Origin of the sequence: Vibrio sp. 2096, assembly GCF_033339595.1 — a bacterium.
Lineage (GTDB): Bacteria > Pseudomonadota > Gammaproteobacteria > Enterobacterales > Vibrionaceae > Vibrio > Vibrio alginolyticus.
This window is the reverse complement of sequence record NZ_JAWOUX010000001.1, coordinates 374,836-396,218: the sequence shown is the minus strand read 5'-3', so window position 1 is coordinate 396,218 and position 21,383 is coordinate 374,836. Positions and strand designations below refer to the sequence as shown.

Below are 21,383 nucleotides of genomic sequence, written 5' to 3'. Positions count from 1 at the left end.
AGCATGAGTAAATGTGCTCAGTGGCTTAATCAATGACTTTTACTGATAGGCGATTTTTAAATTCAAACACATGTTCTGGACATACATCCAAACAACGACCACAGCTAATGCAGTTTTGATCCATAACTCGACGATCTCCCTCTTTCAAAGGCTGCCGAAGCACTTCTGGTTCTGGGCAAACGTAAAAGCAATCCATGCATTTGGTGCAATCTTCGCGCCGAACAGCAGTAACGCGCAACAGGCTTTTTCGGCCTATCACGCCATAGGTAGCCCCCAGTGGACATAAGTGCCCACACCACCCATGCTCAACCAAGAGTAAATCCAACACAAACACTAGGGCGATCAACACCCAACCTGCGCCCATACCAAACACCAACCCGCGATGCAGTGCCGCCACTGGATCTAACCATGTCCAAAGAATTGCGCCAGACAGCGCACTGCCCAACATCAAAACAGGGATCAGCCAATAACGAATCACGGGAGACCAACGATAGCTCGCTTTAATGTTGAGCTTTCGACGCAACCACGCCGCCAAGTCTGTCACGATGTTCAACGGGCACACCCAAGCACAAAATGCGCGCGGCGCCAAAATCGCGTAAAACACCACGACAATCACTACGCCTAACAACGCATTAAACTCCGGAACATGCCCTGTCGCCAAAGCTTGAAGCACAATTAACGGGTCACTTAACGGCACGGTATCGAGCAACATACTTGATGACAGATTACCAGTTAGAATTCCCAGCGTCGGCCCAGCCATAAATAGCGCAATGATGGTGAACTGACATAGCCGACGTAAAATCAAAAACCGATGCGCGCGCCACCAACCAAGCTTTTCAAGCGCTTCTTTGCCAGCATTTTGAGCTAAATTCTTTGCCATTACTTACCTCCTTTTAGCGATTCAAGCGCACCTTCCGGCACAGGCGTCTCACTAGGGAGGATATTTTCGAGTGGTTTGTCGATCTCTTTCCAACCAAAATTGTAGTGGCTGCCCACTTTGCCTTTCGCCAAATCCGTCGGGACAACTTTAATAGCAGCGACATCCAACACGCACGCTTGTTCACACTTACCACATCCGGTACACACTTCGGAATTCACTGTAGGGATAAGTTTGGCGTGATAGCCGGTTCGGTCGTTGTGAACCATCTCTAACGTGATGGCTTCATCAATCAGCGGACAAACGCGATAACAAACATCGCATCGTAACCCTTGCCAGTTAAGGCAAGTTTCATGGTCAATAAGAACCGCTGTACCCATTCGAGCATCATCAATATCGGTTAGTTTCGGATCCAGCGCCCCACTCGGGCAAGCCACCACACAAGGAATGTCTTCGCACATTTCGCAGGGAATATCGCGCGCAGTAAAGTAAGGAGAGCCAGTCGCGACGGGAGAAAGTAGTGTCGCGAGTTTCAATGTGTCGTAAGGGCATGCCTGAACACACAAGCCACATCGAATACAAGCTGATTCGAAATCGCCTTCCGGCAATGCACCTGGCGGACGAATAGGCACACCTTTGGTTTCTCGAGCTTGGCTTTGTAGCGATTGTAAGCCCAATACACACGCAGCTGCGCCAACACCAGCCGCAGTCCGAGCTGTATCACGCAAAAATCGGCGCCGACTTTGCGATATTTTAGACTGAGAGGATTTCATGCTATTTCCTCAACAAAACTCCCTTATCAAGTTAAGCATAAATAGCCCTAAACGTGTCGTTTCCCTATACCTCATAGGAGGTAACCCCATCCTCTATTGATTCAAGTCAACTGACGCACAGTGCCGTCGTCACAGTTTGACTAAATGCGTTTATTTACTGCGACATGAAATTCACCACGATACTCTGCAGTACGCGCCATTCTCAGTACAATAATTCAACACCTTTGCAATCTATTCGCTCAATTCGATGATAAATCACTACTAAAAATTCAAAAAATGACATCATAACAAGCTAATTTAAAAGGTATTTATCCATTAAACATAAAAAAACACTATCCAAATAAGAAAACTGTGGTTAGATTAAAAATTAAAACTAAAAAGCGAAGGAGAGAGGCATGGAAATTATCGTACGTCCAACGACCGTCGAAGACGCAGCGGCACTCGTAGAAATCTATTCACAACCAAAAGCACAACGTGAAACCCTGCAACTCCCAAAGCCTTCGCTCACGATGTGGGTGGAAAGATTGTCAAACATACCTGATGGTGTTTATAGCTATGTCGCTGAAATTGATGGTAAAGTCGTCGGTAATATTGGCTTTCACCACTCTCTACGTCCAAGAACGATGCACACGGCATCGTTTGGCATTGGAGTACATGATAGTTTCCACGGACTCGGTATTGGTAGCAAATTGATAGAAACAGTCACTGAACTAGCAGATAACTGGTTAAATGTGAGAAGAATTCAGATAGAGGTCAATGCCGATAACGACGCCGCCATTGGGCTTTATAAAAAGCATGGATTTCAAATTGAAGGTGAAGCGATTGACGGTTCCTTCCGTGATGGTGAATTCATCAATACCTATTACATGGCGCGCATCAGACCAGGCCAAAGATAAGACAAAGCCTCCTACTAATTGGAGGCTTTTCTTTTTAAACTTCGACTCACTTTCGTAAGTAAGCCAACGCTCTGCGAGTCAATGCTTCTGTGTAGGGATTGATCTTCCAGTGGTCGGGACTCCAACCTTTCACAAATCGCTGAAAGTCTGCCCAAGCCACAGCAAACAAAGGACGCCATTCACGCTCGACTTCATTAGGGTCAAGATTCGGTTGATAGACCATTAGCGCGTGTTGCAACTGAGCAAAATACGTATCCAAAACCCAAACTTCCATCTCTGCACAACGTTCTGGCTTAACGGCGCTACTCATAAACAGTGCCACATCTTTCATGGCACACCCGCATCCAATGTATTGAAAGTCAACCGCAGCAACGCTTGATTCTTCTTCATCAAAACAGAAGTTCGCCAATTTGGCATCACCGTGTATTAGTGTTTTAAACTTAGCTTGCGAAAGCGTTTGATCAATCAATTGAGCCGCATTTTGTAGCTCAGTGTCTTGCAATGCTTTAAGCTCGTCGGGTCTGGTTGCTAAGTGCCAGTATGTTCCGGTATGCCACAACTTATCCGAACGAACATCGATGTATCGCGCATGAAAGTTCGCCAACCAAGTGAGGCAGGCTTGTATATGCTCTAGCTGTGCATCTGTGATGACTTTTGGAAAGCCCACCTCGGCGAGATCTTCCATCACAATGAGCCATTCATTCTCCGATTGGAACGTTTTTAGACCTTGTGGTACTCGGCAGCGAGTATCCACCCCTCCGGAAAAATACTCATACCAATTCACTTCCACCTGATAAGAGTGCAACTTTCTTTGATGAGAACGGTCCGTATTCCAGCCTCTAGGATGCTCTGAAGGCTTAGGGAGTTTTACATGCTTAATGATCACCGAACGAGTTGAATAAGTAACTCGGACTAACTCCCCATAGCCTCCCCATAGCGATTGTATGACTTCTACAGAGCGGTAATTACCGAGATTGAGTTCCTGGCCAATATTTTGGTAGCATTGGTGGTTGTTACTCATCATGCGAGCAGATGTAACCACGTTTGGTTCTTCTCAATATAGTGAATAACATATGGGCAAACTGGTTTGATTTGATAACCGAGTGACTCAATTTCTGGCAACACCGCTTCCATCATCACTTTTCCGTACCCCTTACCTCGCAGTGCTTCAGGAACAACCGTTGATGTAATGTGCATGACATTACCCTTAAGCTGATAAATCACCTTGGCTTTATAACCCTGCTCTAAATCAACCCAGAATGTACTATTCGTGGTCTCATGAGTTACTTTATGCATATCTTGCTCTCTAATTTTTGTTACAGATTGATTGAATCAAACTATATCACTGAATAAAATCGATACCATGCGAGAGTGCTGCTTCGCCTCACGCGATTACCTTCTTACATCAGGTACGACAATTATAATGAGAAATATGAGCCCAATTGCCAGAGACGGCAAGCTACCTCTGCAAAGCAAGAAGGCACCAGAACGTCAGGCAAGTACATTAAATAGCACCGATGCAATGGCAATGGTCGAACATGGCAGTGAAGTGAGCTTAAACGTCACCACCCCCGTTGGTACAAAGTTTATTACAACCAGCACATTTGTTGGCTGTCACTCAAATAATACTGCATTGATAGAGGTTCCGAACATCTCCGATGAAGACTTGAAGTTCTATTTTCAAGAAGGCTTTTGGATCAATGTAAAAGCCTACTCTCATCGAGGTGAAGGGGCCGTTATCCCATTTCGGGCCCAATTACAGCATCGACTAGGCGATCCGTACCCAATTTTGGTGCTAGACCTACCCAACACTATGCAGGTCTTTCAGCTTCGCAAAGAAGTGCGTTACGAAGTAAATTTGAGAGCGCGTGTTTGTTTAGAAGCCTATCGAACTGAATGCGAAATAAGAGATTTATCTCGTAGTGGCTGTCGTTTTGTAACATCACCAATGAGCCGACCACTTCAGGTTGGTGACCACGTTTCATTGGATCTAACGATGCCCGGAGAAAGTCGTATGCTAGCGCCGTTACGAGGTCGTATTTGTAATTTACAAAAATCAACGCACTATGCTCGCTACGGAATGGAGTTTGATGAGGTTGGTAAAAACAACGCTAAAAACCTCCTCAGTCACCTCAAATTTGATGGTACTAAGCTCACACTAAAAAGATAGATTTGATAACCCCTATCGCTTATCAAGAAGCTTTGAAGTGCTAGAAAACAAGAAACCCCTTACTTTTCAGTAAGGGGTTTTATTTACTAAGAATAAGGCAGTATCTTAGATAAGAGTCATGACTTAGAAGTCGTAACGTAGACCTAGCGCTAGCTCATCTTTTTCAGCCGCGCCTTCGTTATCCATTAGATCGAAGTTGTATGATGCGTAGCCACGGAAGTTAGGCTTGAAGTAGTAAGTTACATCAACAGCTAGGTTTTCTACAGTATCTGCGTCTTCTAGTTCACCTTTGTTGAACGTAGAAGTGAATACAGTTTGACCCATAGTGTAAGCAGCGGCTAGTTCGTAGCCTTTGTAATCAAAAGTCTTACCTGCAACATCCATATCCGCGCCAGTGTAGTTACCAGCGAAGTAGAAGTCACCTACAGAGTATGCAGCTACCAGCATGAACTCATCGCTGTCGTTTTGATCTGCGTAACCAGCACCTAGTTCAAAACCAGTGTTAGCAAACGCGTAAACACCAGATAGAGAGAAGCCATCTTCCTCGTTGTCTGTAAAGCCTTGTGCATCTGTTGTGCGATCAGCAAAACGGTAGCTAGCGCGTACAGCTAGTTGCTCGAATTGGCCTTTGTAAGACAGCATGTTATCTGTACGGTCAGAAACAGGCAGTTTAAGTGCTGCTGTGTTACCGTGGTAAGCCATAATGTCAGTAAAGTCAGTAAGAACTACTAGTGCGCCGTCGTTTTTACCGTAAGTTACTTCACCGTATTTGCCACCCAGACCCGCATAAGCGTAACGAGTTTCAAGATCACTATTGTTATCTACGGCACCTTCTTCTTTTGTTTTGAACTCACCTTCCCAAAAACCAACGCCGTATAGGTTTTCATTGATTTCCTGTTTGCCTAGGAAGTTAAGACGGATGCGAGTACGGTCTTCTGCCTTACCATCCATCATAGAAAGACGCGCTTCAGCGCGACCGCCCATCTCAAGAGAAGTGCCATCTTGGTTGTATAGTTCTGAAGCGACAACTTGAGATCCTGATGCCATTAGCGCCACTGCTACAGCTAAAGTTTTTAATTTCATTGTTATTTTCCATATCATTGTTTTATATGTGTTTTCTCACCAGAAAAACAGGACTTTTCTGTACCAACGAGAAAACTGGCGGCATAGTAGCAGCTGTTATTTTTCACGCAACGTGTTGAATAAACAGCGCTTATAGAAGAAAACACCACTTAAAATGACGATATGAATACCTCTCAACCATCAAGTTATCGGTTGAGTTAAAAAAAATGTTCGCGTCAAAAAAAAATTGACGAAAAAAATGTAAAAACAATATCACAAAACGTGATATTGTCCGCAAAAAAAATCTTGTTAACTGACTGTTTTAGATAGACTTATTGATAATAAATCCGATTATTACAAACAAAAAAATCCCTGAGCATTCACTCAGGGATTTAGAGATTTGATAAGTAGATGATGAATTAAAGCTTAAAGAAACTTAATTGCTCTTTCTGCTTCTCTGCAAGTAATGAAAGCTCAGTACTCGCACTTGCACTCTGGCTGATGCCCGCTACGTTTTGGTTTACAAGCTCCGACATGTTAACCACGTTGCGATTGATATCTTGAGTAACTTGAGACTGCTCTTCGGCTGCGGTTGCTACTTGCGTGTTTGAATCGTTGATGTTGGCGACTGACTCGGTAATTCCAACCAACGCTTCATTCGCTTGTTGCGTCAGCTCGTTGTTGCGGCTAAGCATATCAAGGCTGACTTGCATACTGTCATTCGCAAGCCCAGACTGCGCTTGAAGCTCTTCAATGATCGTTTGGATCTCTTGTGTCGAGTCTTGAGTACGCGCTGCTAGCATGCGTACTTCATCAGCTACTACCGCAAAACCACGACCAGACTCACCAGCTCGCGCCGCTTCAATCGCAGCATTCAATGCTAGCAAGTTGGTCTGCTCAGATACGCCGCGAATCACTTCAATAACATCGTTGATCTGTACAGATTGCTCTTTTAGACGCAAAACAACTTGCGCTGCATCGTTCAATGCTTGAGACATTTGCGCACTTGCTTCCGCACTTTCTTGGAAGATAGCCAAACCTGATTGAGCAAGTCCATCAGCTTCACGCGCGGTTGCGTCAGCAGAGGTCGCGTTATCACTCACATTATTCGCAGTGCTTGCAAGCTCGTTAACCGCAGATGCAACTTGCTCGATCTCCGCCAACTCTTGTTGAGCGTTCGCTTCCGCTTGCGTCATTACCGCAGCTAATTCGGTCGATGCAGATGCAACTTCCTCACTAATACGGGTTAACTGGTCCACAGTGTTGTATAACTGCTCTGCGGTTTGGTTTACATCTTTGCTCAGCTTAGAGATCTCATTGTCCCCATCGACATCTGCACGTACTGATAGATTACCCATTGCTAACTGACGCATCACTTCTTGCAGCTTTTGGATTGGTGTAACAATCATGCCAGATAGGAACCAAGCGCCTATCAATGAGAAAGCAAATACCGCTAAAACCGTCAACATAGCGTTATTTTGCACACGTTCATTTTGCTGATGGCTTCTGATAGTAGATTGTTCAGCTTGCTCGTTTACATGCTTTGATAGCGTGTTAATTTGTTGGACCATTTCTCGGCCAACATTGCGATACTCTTTGACAAATGCACGGTACTCGCTATCCGATTTCAAACCTTGATCGTATTGGTTGAAGAAAGCAACTGAGCGCTCTGAATATCGCACATAGGATTCAATTGCTTGGCGAACTTTAACGGCATCGTCACGGAATAGGTTTCGGGCTTCAATTGCGCTTAAATCGGCATCAACTTGCTTTAAGCCTTCTTTCAATTCGGTTAGAAAATTCTCACGACGAGAAGCATCGTAAATAGCGTAAACCGCGCTTATGCGCAGAGGGTAAATTTGGTCGTCAATACTCGCCAATGTGTCTTTGTGAAAAACCAAAGATTCTTGGTTGGAAGCAATAACATCTTGCTCTGCTTGAAGATTGTTTTTAGTAATCCAAAGAGCAATAAACAAAACAATCGCGGTAAATAATACCGGAACCAAAATTTGCGTTCGTACTGACAAATTTTTCAGTGATAACTGCATGACAGGGCCTCAGTTGTATGCGTGATGTCTATATCCAAACAAACTCGAGCAGTGCTTATAACAACGTTACTTTTCGGCAGTTTGAATATCTATGCTTCCTTGCGACGGGATAACTCCCAGACGAATAAACAAGTGGCGAATATTAGAGGTCGATCACACTTTTGTCTAGTACAAAAACTCTCCATTTTCAATCTGTTATTGACAATATCCCGACAGTAGCGTCGGGATATTGTCGTTATGATAAATTATGATCACTTATGATGAGATACATTCACATTTAGGACGGTTTCAGCCTATTTTCTCAACGAATTGAGCTTAGCTTGAGCAAGGCCAAAAATGGTATCGATTGGATAAGAACCTTCATCAGTTGGCTCACCAGCAACTTTCCCCGTAAACAATTCGATAGCTTCAGTAACATGGTCAATCGCCCAAATATTAAACTCGCCTTTTTCGACTGCTTTCACGATGTCGGAACGAAGCATTAGATTGTGAACATTAGAGCGCGGAATAATGACCCCCTGCCCGTCATGACGACCTTTAATTACACACACATCATAAAAGCCTTCGATCTTTTCGTTTACGCCACCAATAGGCTGAGCTTGACCAAATTGATTCATCGACCCTGTTATCGCAATGTCTTGTCGATTTGGTTGCTTTGAAAAAGCAGACACAACCGCACATAACTCAGCCATGCTGGCACTATCACCATCAACACCACCATAAGATTGCTCAAAGGTAATGGTTGTCGTTAATGGCACTCGTGCCGTTTTACCAAATACGGAAGATAAGTAGGCAGACAAAATCATCACACCCTTAGAGTGAATACTGCCCCCCAAATCCACGCTGCGCTCGATATCGATAACCTCCCCATCACCGTAACACGTCGTCGCTGTGATGCGATTCGGTGCACCAAACATGTAGTCACTAGTGCTCAATACCGAAAGTGCGTTCACTTGGCCTACGGCTTCTCCTTCGGTGCGAATCAGCGTTGTGCCGTTAATAAAGGTTTCCATTACGTTATCGCGTAATCGGCTTACTCGCATTTCTTGGTTATTGAGCGCCTCTTCAACATGACCAATACGGATCATGTTGGAGTTGGCTTGACGAGCCACGTAATTCGACTCTCGAAGCAAGTTGGCGATATTAGCCGAATGTAGAGATAGCTTGGATTGGTCGCCAGACAAACGTGAGCTGTATTCGATGATCCGAGCAATGGCTTTGCGATCGCAATGCAGCATATTGTTGTCATGCACCACGCTAGAGATAAAGCGCGCGTAATGCAGCTCAGACTCCGGCGTACGTTTCATTTCGTCTTCGAAATCTGCCGTCACACGGAACAACTCGCTGAACTCTGGATCGTAATGTTGGAGCAATTGGTAAGTTCGATAATCACCAAATAAGATAATTTTGATATCAAGCGGAATCGGTTCAGGATCGAGTGATACCGCCCCCGTCAATGTGACTTCTTTTTCTAGAGACGTAAAACTCAATTGACGAGCACGCAATGCGCGCTTCAAACCATCCCAAACGTAAGGCTGTTCAAGTACTTTCTGAGCATCCATTAATAGAACGCCGCCATTCGCCTTATGCAAGCTCCCTGCGCGAATCAGCGAGAAGTCGGTAAACACCGTTCCCTTGAAAGTGGCAGTCTCAATCGACCCGAAGAGTGAATGATAGTTGGGATTTTCTTCAACAACGATAGGAAATTCGCTGCTTTTACGGCTTACCAAGACGTTCACTTTATAACGACGTGGCAATTTTTTATCCAAGGATGCCGTCGCAATTTCGCCTTGCTCGCCACTTTGGTCAAGGAAGATATCTGCGTTTTCAACAATATCTTTTTGCAGCTCAGTTAAGTAGGTTTTGATTTCGGAATATTGCGCGTAATCCACTTTGAGTTTTTTGATGAAGTGAGTAATCACATCAAGCGTCACTTCATCATTGAGCTTTTTGATTTTATCGCTGTATGTCTCTTCCCACTCCGTAAGCTCACGAACCATCGAGCGCAATCGCACTTCGAGTTCATCAATAGCATCGCTGAATTGCTCTTGTTCTTTTTTGCTTAGTACATCAAAAGACTCTTCCGTATGAAGCTCATCACCGTTCATGGCGACAAACTGATAATCCCCCTGTGTAGTCAGTGTTAGGCTGATGCCTTTTTCTTTTGCCTCTCGACTAATACGATCCAGCTCGTTTTGTTGCTTAGCTGCCAATTGATTTTTTAATCGCTCAGCGCGGCTAAAGTACATTTCATTGTCGAATGCTAGGGGTAAAGCATTCAATAATTTGCCCATTAAAGCTTCAATATCAACACGTAGCTTATTTCCGATACCACAAGGCAGCTTTAATACCTTTGGTGTACGGGTATCCTCAAAGTTCGCAACGTAACACCAATCAAACAGGGCTGCTGCATCGTGTTGGTGACGATTCAGATAGCGCAAGATCATGGTGCGTTTACCTAGCCCATTCTGACCAATGGCGTAGATGTTATACCCTTTCTCTTTGATGGACATCGCAAACTCGACCGCTTTTTGCGCGCGCTCTTGGCCCACGATTTCATCAATTGGAGGTAACTCCTTGGTCGACTTACATGGCATATTCTCTAGATCTGCTACAGAATATAGCTGCTTAGCTTCCAATCTTAGTATTGCCATATCCACTTCCTTTTTTCTTATTTTCGTTATTTGAGTGTAGAGATTATTTGCTTAATTTTAAGTGATTTACCTTCCACCCTAGATTGATTGGACATTTTATGAACACATAAGTGATATTAACACGCACTTGCAATTGATAATCAATTTCATTTAATATCTAAACAAATCAAATGTTGTGGAGATGGATATGAATATTGAGCAATGCTGGATGCGCTACTTAAAAGCAGAGCAACTGATGGAACAAGGCCATTGGCCAGAAGCTCATCGTTTATATGACGACGTGCTCAACAATCTACCCAACCACATTCATTTAGCGCTAGAAAATGCACAAACTAAACCTTGCCAGTTTGTATGTCTCATTACGGGGCTTAGAGATGCCAGCGTGACGCAATCAGAGATTCTCAACAAACTCGGCTTACAACATGATGCGTTCTCAATACTCAATCAAACTTACGCGCTATTTCAATTTTTGCAGCTAGAGAGCCATGAACTGATTGAGCGCGTAGGTCACCTACTTGGTCAACAGAGCGAAGACTTGTTAGCTCACATGGCGGCATTTTGCTCTGCCCAACGTAATGCTCAATGGATGATAGAACTCGAGCACGTAACGCGCGCGCATGAGCAGTTCTTACATTTGCAAGCAATGAGTTCGGCAAAATCTTCGCCTTCTCACCTGTATAATTAATCTAAAGCTCAAGTATTGAGGCCAACTAGGTTTGTGCTGTCCATTGCTTGAGTATCATTTGCTTTATCAACCACAAGGATCTGTGATGTCTTCTAAAACCATTCTTTCGGTGAACAACCTATCAGTCAGCTTTACGACAAACGATGGGATCGTCGATGCAGTAAAGAATGTTAGCTTCGATTTAAAAGCAGGCGAGACGCTGTCCATCGTTGGCGAATCTGGCTCTGGCAAGTCAGTATCAACCAATGCACTGATGAAACTACTGCCAGACAACGCTATTTTGCATGAAAGCTCATCCATCATGTTTGAGGGTAGCTCCATCTTGGATAAAACAGAGCGTGAAATGCAAAGTATTCGCGGTGATCGCATTGGCATGATTTTTCAAGAGCCGATGACCTCACTAAACCCGTACATGCGGGTGGGTATCCAAGTCGCTGAGGCCATCATGTGTCACCGCCCGGTCGACAGACGAACAGCAAAAGCAAAGGTGTTAGAGCTGTTTGAATTGGTTCATATGCCAAACCCAGAAAAAGCGTACAACAAGTACCCACACGAATTCTCTGGTGGTCAATTGCAACGTATCATGATTGCGATGGCACTGATTAACGAGCCCGATATTTTGATCGCCGACGAACCAACAACGGCGTTGGATGTCACGGTTCAAGCAGAAGTGTTGCACCTGATTAAAGAAATTCAGGCTCAGATGGGCATGGCAATCCTATTTATTACTCATGACTTAGGCGTCGTAAAACACTTTGCAGACCATGTCATTGTGATGTGTAAAGGAGAAGTCGTCGAAGAAGGCGAAACGCAAATACTCTTCGAGGACCCAAAGCACGAATATACACGTATGCTAATCAACTCGATTCCTAAAGGCAGTAAGGAGCCTATTAGCGAAAGTGCTACACAGCTTTTAAAGGCCGACGATATACGAGTCAAATTCTTGGTAAAGTCGCATTTTATTGCGAGCAAGAATGAGTACTTCGAAGCGGTAAAAGGCATTTCTCTTGAGCTTAAACAAGGAGAGACCCTCGGGATCGTTGGGGAGTCCGGTTCAGGTAAGTCTACACTCGGCCGAGCTTTGATAGGTCTACTGCCCTCAACTGGCAAAATAGAATATAAAGGCCAAGATATGGCCTTGCTGACAAACAAAGAACGTTTTGAGCTGAAAAAAGACGTTCAGATGGTATTCCAAGACCCTTATGGTTCGCTTTCTCCTCGTATGACTATCGGCGAGATCATCACAGAAGGATTAACTGTCCACCAACCAATGTTGAGTAAAAAAGAACGTATGCAGAAAGCGCGCGACGTGCTCCGTGAGGTCCGCTTAGATCCCGCGTCCATCAACCGTTATCCGCACGAGTTTTCAGGAGGCCAGCGTCAGCGTATTGCTATCGCGCGAGCACTGATCCTTGAACCTTCGTTTATTCTGCTTGATGAGCCAACCTCTGCATTAGACCGCTCGGTGCAACTGACAGTGATTGACCTTCTGAAAGATTTGCAGAAAAAACACAATATTGGCTACTTGTTTATTAGCCACGATCTATCAGTAGTTAAAGCACTCTCTGATCGTGTTCTAGTCATGCAAAAGGGCGAGGTCATGGAGCAAGGTGCGGCCGAAAAGATTTTCCAAAACCCTAAAAATGACTACACGAAAAAACTGATAGATGCCTCATTTGATCTTGAAAACAGTGAAAATCAGCACAATGCGGCTTAGGTTCATCACAGTTTCATATTCATAAACTAGGATTAAGAAAAGGTGATAAATTCATCTTGTCTTAAGAATGGCGTAGCTGCCTTTCGGTTTGGCCGCCGAGACTGGTTGGTTCAAGAGTCAGACTTAGTCAACCTGGCTCAAATACTGGCATACAGTATGAATTGAGTTCCCCCAACCATGAAAAATGCCGCGACACTGTCGCGGCATTTTTTTATTCTCAGAAGCTTCGAACAACTAGGGCATTAAATCGACTCAATACCCATATTATGTAACGTAAATGCATACACGTCTGTGGTGAGGTCAATTTGCTTACTCAGCGGCATTCCTGCACCATGACCTGCATTGACATCAATGCGTATCAATACTGGATTAGCGCCTTGCTGTTTGTCTTGCAGCTTCGCAATAAATTTGTACGAATGTGCTGGCACAACTCGGTCGTCGTGATCAGCAGTTGTCACCAAGGTAGCAGGATATTGCACGCCTTCTTTTACATTGTGAACAGGAGAGTAACCAAGCAAGTATTGGAACATCGCTTCACTTTGCTCCGACGTGCCATAGTCATACTTCCAGCCTTCTCCAGACGTAAACGTGTGGTAACGCAACATATCAAGCACGCCAACCGCAGGCAGCGCGACTTTGAATAGTTCAGGGCGTTGCGTCATACACGCTCCAACTAACAAACCACCATTAGAACCACCGCGAATCGCTAGGCGATCCGAGCTCGTGTAGTCGTTTTCAATCAGGTATTCCGCCGCCGCAATAAAGTCATCAAACACGTTTTGCTTTTGCTGCTGAGTGCCTGCGTTGTGCCAGGCTTTACCGTATTCACCGCCGCCTCGCATGTTGGCGACAGCGTAAATACCACCCAACTCTAGCCAGTTGGCTACATTGCCAGAAAACATTGGAGTGAGGCTGATGTTAAAACCGCCGTAACCATACAACATGGTTGGTGCTCTACCATCAAGTGCAATGCCCTTCTTGTATGAAATGATCATCGGAACTTGCGTGCCGTCTTTTGAGGTGTAAAACACCTGTTTTGACTCATACTCATTGCGATCGAACGGCGCTTTTGATTCTTGGTAAAGCGTCGATGCACCAGATTCGACATCAAATGAGAAGATCGTCGGTGGTGTCACGTAGTTAGTAAAGGTGTAATACAGCGTGGTTTCTTCTTTTTTACCCGCTAGACCGTAAGCCGTGCCCTCTCCCGGCAGTTCTACATCTCGAATCCACTCACCTTGGTAGTTAAACTGCTGCACTTTAGAAAGCACATCCACCATATAAGTCGCAAACAGATAACCGCCACCTTTGCTGATTTCTAGCGGCTGTTCTTGTTCAACAATCACGTCAGCCCATTGTTCTGTCTGAGTGTTGTAGCTGACAACTTTGCCGTTCGGCGCGTCTAGGTTGGTGTAAAGCAGCAAGGTTGCGTCTTGGCTATCAATTAAGTAGGTGTCGCCTTGCGTTGTATCGCGCAGCGTCACAATTGCTTGGGAGTCAGACTGTAAATCGATATAAAACAGACGATTACCCGATGTAGATTCTGCGCCAGAGATAATGAGGAAGCGATCATCTGTCGTCGTCGTACCAGACACATAACGATGAACTTGCGTATCCAACTCACCAAAAATCACTTTATCTTCAGATTGAGGGGTACCAAGTTCATGATAATAAAGCTTGTGATGCTCAGTTCGAGCAGACAACTCGCTGCCTTGCGGCTTATCGTAGCTTGAGTAATAGAAGCCTTTGCTGCCCAGCCAAGAAATCGACGTAAACTTCGCATCAACAATCTCAGGCTCTAACTGTTCTTTGGTTTCCGTATCAATGACAAATATCTTACGCCAATCACTACCCCCTTCCGAGATGGAATACGCGACCAAACGGTAGTCTTTAGAGAAGCTGACTTCGCCAAGAGAGGTCGTGCCCTCTTCGGAGAAAGTATTTGGATCAAGGAAAACCTCGGCTTCTCCCTCGCCTTTACGTCGATACAATACGCTTTGGTTTTGCAAACCGTTGTTTTTGTAGAAGTAGGTGTAGTCACCACGTACAAATGGCTGGGAATATTTTTCGTAGTTTTGACTGTTCGCCACTAAGTCACGGATTTGTTGGCGGTACGGTATCTGACCAAGGAAATCGAAGGTGACCGAATTTTGACCCGAAACCCATTGTGCGGTTTCTTCACTGCGATCATCTTCTAACCAGCGATAAGGGTCGGCAATGTCGTGACCAAAATAAGTATCCACGACAGAATCTTTACGTGTTTTTGGGTAATGCATAACGTCCGTGTTACTCCGTTGTTTTTATTAAGTTGTTTATCTTCAATCGTTTTATTGCGGTGATTACCTTAGAGCACCCAATTTTGATTTCAACGACATTGTTTTAAATCTATGAAGAACCTAGAAATAATGAGATATCGTTAAGTACCGGTCACGAATGTGCTCAATAAGCAGCTTCACTTTGTTCGGTGGTTGACGAGTAAACGGATACACCGCGTAGATACCCAACTTTTTACCTACTAATTCAGGAAAAATATCCACCAGTTGACCATTACGAATATCGTGATACACCAAGCAGCGCGGGACGTAAGCAATACCATGGCCGCCCAGAGCGGCTTTACGTAATGCGGTCGCGTTATCAGTAGAAAAGCAGCCCGATACTTTGACGATGTAATTGCCATCTTCTCCTTTAAACTCCCAATCCGTTGCACCTGTGGTTTGGTAAGCGTATTGCAGACAATTGTGCGTGGTGAGATCAATCGGCTCGATCGGTTTCCCATTTTTCGCAATATAAGAAGGTGACGCGCATACCACCCATTGGGAATCGAGAATATGTCGTGCGATCAAACTGGAGTCGGCTAGGTAGCCAGTTCGAATGACTAAATCGTAACCATCAGCCACTAAATCGACAAAGCGATTATCCAATGACATATCCACGGTCAGACCCGGATGAAGGTTACAAAATTCGGCAACAGCATCAGCAAGTATCAAATCTCCAGAGATACACGGCACGGACATTTTTATATGACCGCTCACATTCTCTCCAAAGCCTGCAACAGCGTCCATAGCCTCCTGAGTGGCCTGCTTCACATTTTTAGCACTGTGGAGTAACACCTTACCTGCCTCGGTCAAGGTTAATTTGCGCGTTGTTCGATATAATAGCTGAGCCCCTATTTCTTCCTCCAACCTCGCCATTCTTTTGCTAACTACCGAATTTGTAAGGTTATTTGCCTCTGCAACCTTACTAAAGCTGCCAAGTTCGATTACTTGAGAAAATAGGATTAAGTCGTCTGCTCTCATACCATTATGTCACTTTTGGAATTAATTATTTTCATTATTTCCCTATATCAACAAAAAATAAAGGAGTAAATTCACGCCAAATTAACAAAACCATTACAACAAAAAGTCACCTCTACAGCGGATTGACACCGTTCGAGAAGTCAGCGTACGAAGGATGTACAAATGAGTGAAACCCTACTTGCCCTAGTGGCATTTTCGCCAATTGTTGTTGCCGCCATCTTATTGGTTGGTCTCAACTGGCCTGCTAAAAAAGCCATGCCTGTTGCGTTCGGTCTAACCGTCGCTATCGCACTAATGTTTTGGGATATGTCAGCCAATCGCGTACTGGCCTCCGTATTCCAAGGACTGGGCATTACTGTCTCTGTTCTATGGATCGTGTTTGGTGCCATCTTCTTGCTCAACACTTTAAAACACACTGGAGCGATCACCACAATCCGTAATGGATTTACCGATATTTCGGCTGACCGCCGTGTACAAGCCATCATCATTGCTTGGTGCTTTGGCTCGTTCATTGAAGGCGCATCTGGGTTCGGTACCCCGGCAGCAATCGCTGCACCACTACTGGTTGCAATCGGCTTTCCTGCGCTAGCCGCTGTCCTTATGGGCATGATGATTCAGTCAACGCCTGTTTCATTCGGCGCGGTAGGCACGCCTATCATCGTAGGTGTAAACAAAGGTTTAGACACCCATAACATCAGTGAGTCGTTGGCCGCACAAGGTGCAACGTGGGAAATGTACCTGCAAGATATCACAGCGCACGTTGCTGTCATTCACGCAGTCGTAGGTACGATGATCCCAGTATTAATGGCGATGATGTTAACACGTTTCTTCGGCAAGAACAGAAGCTGGAGTGAAGGTCTGGATATTCTACCATTTGCACTATTCGCTGGTGTCTCTTTCACCGTTCCATACGCGTTAACCGGTGTTTTCTTAGGTGCAGAGTTCCCTTCACTTATCGGTGGTTTGGTTGGTCTGTCTATCGTTGTTACCGCAGCGAAAAAAGGCTTCTTAGTACCAAAGACTAAGTGGGATTTCGAAAGCGAAGACAAGTGGCCTGCAGAGTGGTTAGGCTCGCTAAAAGTCGATCTAAACGACAATCCGGGCAAGCCAATGAGCATCGTAAAAGCTTGGGTTCCATATGTAATGCTGGCAGTTATTCTCGTCGCAAGCCGCGTAAGCCCTGAGCTGAAAGGCTTTGTACAAAGCGTAAGTTTGTCGTTCAGCAACATTCTTGGTGAGACTGGCGTTAGCGCTGCGATTCAGCCGTTATACCTTCCTGGAGGCATTCTGGTGTTTGTCGCACTACTTGCTGCAATGTTACAAAGCGGTAGTGTAAAGCCATTGCGTGAAGCGTTTGGCGAGTCAAGCAAAACACTGATTGGGGCGGGTTTTGTCTTGGTATTTACCATTCCGATGGTTCGTATCTTTATCAACTCAGGCATCAACGGTGCTGACCTAGCAAGTATGCCCGTCACAACCGCAAACTTCGCCTCTGACCTTGTTGGTTCTGCGTTCCCAGCGCTGAGTGCCACCGTTGGTGCACTGGGTGCGTTCATCGCTGGCTCAAACACGGTATCAAATATGATGTTCAGCCAGTTCCAATTCGAAGTGGCACAAACGTTGTCTATTTCGAGTGTGATTGTTGTATCACTCCAGGCCGTCGGTGCTGCCGCAGGTAACATGATTGCGATTCACAACGTTGTTGCCGCATCAGCCACGGTAGGTTTGCTTGGTCGAGAAGGCGCAACATTGCGTAAAACGATTATCCCTACGTTCTACTACATTGTAATGACAGGCATTATTGGATTGGTGCTGATTTATGGCTTCCAAATGACAGATGTCTTAATGAAGTAACGCGAAATGCAGGGTTTACAGCCCTGCCTAATTTGACACAGCTGTCTGCACTACTACCCCGACATGTTGATTTAGCTTGCTACATCAATTCCCCCGACAGCTGTGTCACCCTTTCCAGTTTGCATAACTGATTGAGTGATTTAATAAAATTTTTCAACCAATTATGTAAATGGGTTACCAACATCACCGATTCAAACGTAAGTGAACCATAGGTAACTATACTCATTTTGATGTCTTCACTGCTTTGCGATGAAGACTCAACGAAAGAGCAAATTGCTCCACAACTTTGCTTAGAATAACCGCTAGGACACCATTATGATTATCTCAGCTTCTACTGACTACCGCGCTGCCGCGAAAGCCAAGCTTCCCCCGTTTCTATTCCATTATATTGATGGCGGCTCTTACGACGAACGCACGCTGAAGCGTAATACTGACGATTTAGGTGATGTCGCTCTTCGCCAACGCGTCCTACGCGATATGACAGATTTGAGCCTCGAAACCGAGATCTTCGGTGAGAAACTGGCAATGCCAATCGCGCTAGCTCCTGTTGGTCTAACTGGTATGTACGCGCGCCGAGGCGAGGTGCAAGCAGCAAAAGCAGCCGAGAAAAAAGGCATCCCATTTACTATGTCGACTGTTTCGGTTTGTCCGATTGAAGAAGTCGCACCTGCAATTGAACGTCCAATGTGGTTCCAGCTTTACGTGCTTAAAGATCGTGGCTTTATGAAAAACGTACTTGAGCGTGCAAAAGCAGCAGGCGTAACAACGCTGGTGTTTACCGTTGATATGCCAGTTCCTGGCGCACGTTACCGTGACATGCACTCAGGTATGAGTGGCCCTAACGCGGCCATGCGTCGTGTATTCCAGGCGATGCGCCACCCAAGCTGGGCGCTGGATGTGGGTCTACTTGGTAAACCGCACGACTTAGGTAACATCTCAACTTATCGTGGCGAACCAACAAAGCTAGAAGATTACATCGGCTGGTTAGGCGCAAACTTCGACCCTTCTATCTCCTGGAAAGATCTTGAGTGGATTCGTGATTTTTGGGATGGCCCAATGGTTATCAAAGGCATTCTAGATGAAGAAGACGCGAAAGATGCGGTACGTTTCGGCGCAGATGGCATTGTGGTATCTAACCATGGTGGCCGTCAGTTAGATGGCGTACTTTCAAGTGCTAAAGCACTACCAAGCATTGCGGATGCGGTAAAAGGTGATCTTAAGATCTTCGTAGACTCTGGTATTCGTACTGGTCTTGATGTCGTTCGTATGCTCGCACTTGGTGCAGACTGTACGCTTCTTGGCCGTTCATTTGTGTACGCATTGGCAGCACAAGGCGGAGCAGGCGTTGAAAACCTACTGGATCTGTACGATAAAGAAATGCGTGTAGCAATGACGCTGACTGGCGCTAAGTCTATCGCGGATCTTTCACGCGATTCGCTAGTGAAAATCCCATAATCTTTGCAAGCGAGCAAAACAGAAACGAAAAAACGAGCCAACAGTGGCTCGTTTTTTATTGCTCTTCAACCCGATAATTTGACGAGCAAGCTAGCTAACTTGGTGGACGTACTCGATCACGACTTGGTTTCCGTCGATAAACACGTTACTGATATCGCCATCCACCGTCACGCGATTTTGTAAATAAACGGTACCAGATGCAGATAGGTCACGCTCCGTCAAAGACGGAATCACCTGACCAGGACGTACATGTAGCTGCTCGCATAGCTGTTTTACAAAACCTAGCGTCAGTGGAGAATTACCACGTAACAAGCCAGAAAACTCGTGTAGACTCAAACCAAGGCGCTTCGCCATTTCCATTTGAGTGATGTGCATTTTGGCTTTTTGTGACATCCAGATGTCGTAGAGCGCGTTTCGATCCAGCTCTGTAAATTCCATATCTGCCTCCGCTAATTCAAGAGCCAATACACTCTCACACTTACTTAAGATAAATGTTAGCGATAAGTCAGAGAAGTTATAATTGATCGTCCAAATATCAACCCTCAATCATTGGTAGCGTACCTCTGAACATGCATGAGGCGGTCGCTCAACAGAACATTGAGGTGACTCTCTTGTCATCGGAAGGAAAAGTCCATCTCGGACGGTTTAGACATAAGTAAATGATTTAAAGGAAATCACTGGGGTGAAGGAGTAATATCTGCTACCTTTCCTTCCATGGTTCACTAGAAATAAGTTACATATGCCACAGTGGTTTACCGAATTACAAAGCTACATTGAAACGTCTCATCAAAATTGGAGTGGAAGCGTCCTTTTCATTACGCTCGCTAGCTTTATAGCTTGGATAGCGTGGCGGCTGATCCGCTCTCGCCTCGCTGCGCTCGTAGAGAAAACGCCCTTCCACTGGGATGACATGTTGCTTGATGCGCTAAAAGCACCAGTCAGTACACTCATTTGGTGTTGGCCAGCAACCGTCTCTATCGGCATCATATTAGAGAGCGAGCTCAACGATAAAATAAACTGGTTGAGTACGCTGAAACTGATTTTAATCATCAGCATCTTCGTATGGACCGTTATGCGGCTCATTACCAATGTTGAAGAACATGTTCTCGAACAAAAGAACCGAGATGAAACAACAGTACAAGCGATAGCTAAGGTCGCGCGCCTGTTCTTTATTACCGTCGGAATTCTAACCGTAATGCAGGCATTTGGTCTGTCACTATCGGGCCTACTTACCTTCGGTGGTGTTGGTGGTTTGATCGTCGGTTTAGCGGCGAAGGATTTGCTGTCTAACTTTTTTGGAGGTCTTATGATCTACTTCGATCGTCCATTTAAAGTTGGCGATTGGATCCGTTCTCCAGACCGACAAATAGAGGGGACAGTAGAACGCATTGGCTGGCGCATGACCATTATCCGAACTTTCGATAAGCGTCCACTGTATGTACCAAACTCTGTGTTTAGCAGCATTGTCGTAGAAAACCCATCTCGCATGCTGAACCGACGCATCTACGAAAAAATTGGACTTCGTTACGACGATGCTGAAAAAATGCCGCAAATTATCACCGCGGTAAAAGAAATGCTGAAAAATCACAAAGACATTGATGCACGCCAAACACTTATCGTTAATTTCGATACATTCGGTCCATCATCATTGCACTTCTTTATCTATACCTTTACTAAAACCGTGAATTGGGTGAGATACCATGAGGTTAAGCAGGACATACTGCTTAAGGTAATCAACATCATTAAAGAACACGATGCAGATATCGCGTTCCCTACTCAGACGCTTAAGCTTGATCCTATACAAATGGTAAAAGCGGAAGAGCAAGAAGATCACGGCTTCTAGTTTTCACCAATACCCAAATAACCAAGCCCGCTATGTTTAAGCGGGCTTTTTAT

General features: G+C 45.0%; 17 protein-coding genes. 7 read left to right on the top strand and 10 right to left on the bottom strand.

The annotated features are described in order from the left end of the window. Positions 1 to 25: 25 nt before the first annotated feature. Positions 26 to 880, bottom strand: coding sequence for a quinol dehydrogenase ferredoxin subunit NapH (gene napH, locus R7Q41_RS01805; RefSeq protein WP_017635480.1), 855 nt, complete (start codon positions 878 to 880; stop codon positions 26 to 28). Further along, positions 880 to 1,650: a ferredoxin-type protein NapG gene (gene napG / locus R7Q41_RS01800; RefSeq protein ID WP_005383947.1), complete on the bottom strand. Its 771-nt coding sequence runs from the start codon at positions 1,648 to 1,650 to the stop codon at positions 880 to 882. Before napG ends, napH begins: the two co-directional genes overlap by 1 nt. Before the next feature lie 395 nt (positions 1,651 to 2,045). Between napG and R7Q41_RS01795 the strand changes: the two genes are divergently transcribed. Next, on the top strand, positions 2,046 to 2,546 hold the full coding sequence (locus R7Q41_RS01795) for a GNAT family N-acetyltransferase (protein WP_005375126.1): 501 nt from the start codon (positions 2,046 to 2,048) through the stop codon (positions 2,544 to 2,546). Between the two features lie 46 nt (positions 2,547 to 2,592). Here the strand turns inward: R7Q41_RS01795 and R7Q41_RS01790 are convergent, their stop codons facing one another. Together R7Q41_RS01790 and R7Q41_RS01785 are read right to left on the bottom strand one after the other, a co-directional pair. Then, positions 2,593 to 3,570 carry an ecdysteroid 22-kinase family protein gene (locus tag R7Q41_RS01790; protein ID WP_238966442.1) on the bottom strand — a complete coding sequence of 326 codons (978 nt, stop codon included), beginning with the start codon at positions 3,568 to 3,570 and terminating at the stop codon, positions 2,593 to 2,595. Next, positions 3,567 to 3,842 (bottom strand): GNAT family N-acetyltransferase, encoded by a 276-nt coding sequence (locus R7Q41_RS01785; RefSeq protein WP_318144323.1) that lies wholly within the window; start codon positions 3,840 to 3,842, stop codon positions 3,567 to 3,569. Before R7Q41_RS01785 ends, R7Q41_RS01790 begins: the two co-directional genes overlap by 4 nt. Before the next feature lie 127 nt (positions 3,843 to 3,969). Between R7Q41_RS01785 and R7Q41_RS01780 the strand changes: the two genes are divergently transcribed. Next, entirely contained in the window at positions 3,970 to 4,716 is a 747-nt protein-coding gene (locus R7Q41_RS01780) for a flagellar brake protein (RefSeq protein WP_042521645.1), read from the top strand. Between the two features lie 123 nt (positions 4,717 to 4,839). Here R7Q41_RS01780 and R7Q41_RS01775 read toward each other — a convergent pair whose 3' ends face one another. From R7Q41_RS01775 to R7Q41_RS01765, 3 genes are all read right to left on the bottom strand, one after another. Then, the gene (locus tag R7Q41_RS01775; RefSeq protein WP_064354918.1) at positions 4,840 to 5,799 is read right to left on the bottom strand and encodes a porin; all 960 of its coding nucleotides are present in this window, start codon (positions 5,797 to 5,799) and stop codon (positions 4,840 to 4,842) included. A 398-nt stretch (positions 5,800 to 6,197) separates the two neighbouring features. Then, the gene (locus R7Q41_RS01770; protein WP_005375120.1) at positions 6,198 to 7,826 is read right to left on the bottom strand and encodes a methyl-accepting chemotaxis protein; all 1,629 of its coding nucleotides are present in this window, start codon (positions 7,824 to 7,826) and stop codon (positions 6,198 to 6,200) included. Positions 7,827 to 8,119: 293 nt separating this feature from the next. After that, positions 8,120 to 10,480 (bottom strand): Lon protease family protein, encoded by a 2,361-nt coding sequence (locus R7Q41_RS01765; protein WP_054574916.1) that lies wholly within the window; start codon positions 10,478 to 10,480, stop codon positions 8,120 to 8,122. Positions 10,481 to 10,667: 187 nt separating this feature from the next. On the opposite strand from R7Q41_RS01765, the gene R7Q41_RS01760 reads away from it, so the two are divergent. After that, positions 10,668 to 11,165, top strand: a complete 498-nt coding sequence (locus R7Q41_RS01760) for a hypothetical protein (RefSeq protein ID WP_005375116.1) — start codon at positions 10,668 to 10,670, stop codon at positions 11,163 to 11,165. Positions 11,166 to 11,250: 85 nt separating this feature from the next. Further along, on the top strand, positions 11,251 to 12,882 hold the full coding sequence (locus tag R7Q41_RS01755) for an ABC transporter ATP-binding protein (RefSeq protein ID WP_318144322.1): 1,632 nt from the start codon (positions 11,251 to 11,253) through the stop codon (positions 12,880 to 12,882). A 242-nt stretch (positions 12,883 to 13,124) separates the two neighbouring features. On the opposite strand, the gene R7Q41_RS01750 is transcribed toward R7Q41_RS01755, so the two are convergent. Together R7Q41_RS01750 and R7Q41_RS01745 are read right to left on the bottom strand one after the other, a co-directional pair. Continuing rightward, positions 13,125 to 15,158, bottom strand: coding sequence for a prolyl oligopeptidase family serine peptidase (locus R7Q41_RS01750; protein WP_064354920.1), 2,034 nt, complete (start codon positions 15,156 to 15,158; stop codon positions 13,125 to 13,127). Positions 15,159 to 15,278: 120 nt separating this feature from the next. Next, entirely contained in the window at positions 15,279 to 16,178 is a 900-nt protein-coding gene (locus R7Q41_RS01745) for a LysR family transcriptional regulator (protein WP_005375112.1), read from the bottom strand. A 162-nt stretch (positions 16,179 to 16,340) separates the two neighbouring features. On the opposite strand from R7Q41_RS01745, the gene R7Q41_RS01740 reads away from it, so the two are divergent. Both R7Q41_RS01740 and lldD read left to right on the top strand, forming a co-directional pair. After that, positions 16,341 to 18,032, top strand: coding sequence for an L-lactate permease (locus tag R7Q41_RS01740; protein ID WP_005375111.1), 1,692 nt, complete (start codon positions 16,341 to 16,343; stop codon positions 18,030 to 18,032). A gap of 315 nt (positions 18,033 to 18,347) precedes the next feature. Continuing rightward, positions 18,348 to 19,487: an FMN-dependent L-lactate dehydrogenase LldD gene (gene lldD / locus R7Q41_RS01735; RefSeq protein ID WP_005383962.1), complete on the top strand. Its 1,140-nt coding sequence runs from the start codon at positions 18,348 to 18,350 to the stop codon at positions 19,485 to 19,487. Between the two features lie 90 nt (positions 19,488 to 19,577). Here lldD and R7Q41_RS01730 read toward each other — a convergent pair whose 3' ends face one another. Beyond that, positions 19,578 to 19,925 (bottom strand): helix-turn-helix domain-containing protein, encoded by a 348-nt coding sequence (locus R7Q41_RS01730; RefSeq protein WP_005375109.1) that lies wholly within the window; start codon positions 19,923 to 19,925, stop codon positions 19,578 to 19,580. 301 nt (positions 19,926 to 20,226) lie between these two features. On the opposite strand from R7Q41_RS01730, the gene R7Q41_RS01725 reads away from it, so the two are divergent. Continuing rightward, positions 20,227 to 21,330 (top strand): mechanosensitive ion channel family protein, encoded by a 1,104-nt coding sequence (locus R7Q41_RS01725; protein WP_005375107.1) that lies wholly within the window; start codon positions 20,227 to 20,229, stop codon positions 21,328 to 21,330. Positions 21,331 to 21,383: the final 53 nt, after the last annotated feature.

Coding starts and splice junctions, on each gene's coding strand:
- R7Q41_RS01755 (WP_318144322.1), top strand. CDS start 11,251: ATGTCTTCTAAAACCATTCTTTCGGTGAACAACCTATCAGTCAGCTTT.
- R7Q41_RS01775 (WP_064354918.1), bottom strand. CDS start 5,799: ATGAAATTAAAAACTTTAGCTGTAGCAGTGGCGCTAATGGCATCAGGA.
- R7Q41_RS01765 (WP_054574916.1), bottom strand. CDS start 10,480: ATGGCAATACTAAGATTGGAAGCTAAGCAGCTATATTCTGTAGCAGAT.
- R7Q41_RS01795 (WP_005375126.1), top strand. CDS start 2,046: ATGGAAATTATCGTACGTCCAACGACCGTCGAAGACGCAGCGGCACTC.
- R7Q41_RS01750 (WP_064354920.1), bottom strand. CDS start 15,158: ATGCATTACCCAAAAACACGTAAAGATTCTGTCGTGGATACTTATTTT.
- R7Q41_RS01770 (WP_005375120.1), bottom strand. CDS start 7,826: ATGCAGTTATCACTGAAAAATTTGTCAGTACGAACGCAAATTTTGGTT.
- R7Q41_RS01760 (WP_005375116.1), top strand. CDS start 10,668: ATGAATATTGAGCAATGCTGGATGCGCTACTTAAAAGCAGAGCAACTG.
- R7Q41_RS01785 (WP_318144323.1), bottom strand. CDS start 3,842: ATGCATAAAGTAACTCATGAGACCACGAATAGTACATTCTGGGTTGAT.
- R7Q41_RS01780 (WP_042521645.1), top strand. CDS start 3,970: ATGAGAAATATGAGCCCAATTGCCAGAGACGGCAAGCTACCTCTGCAA.
- R7Q41_RS01790 (WP_238966442.1), bottom strand. CDS start 3,570: ATGATGAGTAACAACCACCAATGCTACCAAAATATTGGCCAGGAACTC.
- R7Q41_RS01730 (WP_005375109.1), bottom strand. CDS start 19,925: ATGGAATTTACAGAGCTGGATCGAAACGCGCTCTACGACATCTGGATG.
- napH (WP_017635480.1), bottom strand. CDS start 880: ATGGCAAAGAATTTAGCTCAAAATGCTGGCAAAGAAGCGCTTGAAAAG.
- R7Q41_RS01740 (WP_005375111.1), top strand. CDS start 16,341: ATGAGTGAAACCCTACTTGCCCTAGTGGCATTTTCGCCAATTGTTGTT.
- lldD (WP_005383962.1), top strand. CDS start 18,348: ATGATTATCTCAGCTTCTACTGACTACCGCGCTGCCGCGAAAGCCAAG.
- R7Q41_RS01725 (WP_005375107.1), top strand. CDS start 20,227: ATGCCACAGTGGTTTACCGAATTACAAAGCTACATTGAAACGTCTCAT.
- napG (WP_005383947.1), bottom strand. CDS start 1,650: ATGAAATCCTCTCAGTCTAAAATATCGCAAAGTCGGCGCCGATTTTTG.
- R7Q41_RS01745 (WP_005375112.1), bottom strand. CDS start 16,178: ATGAGAGCAGACGACTTAATCCTATTTTCTCAAGTAATCGAACTTGGC.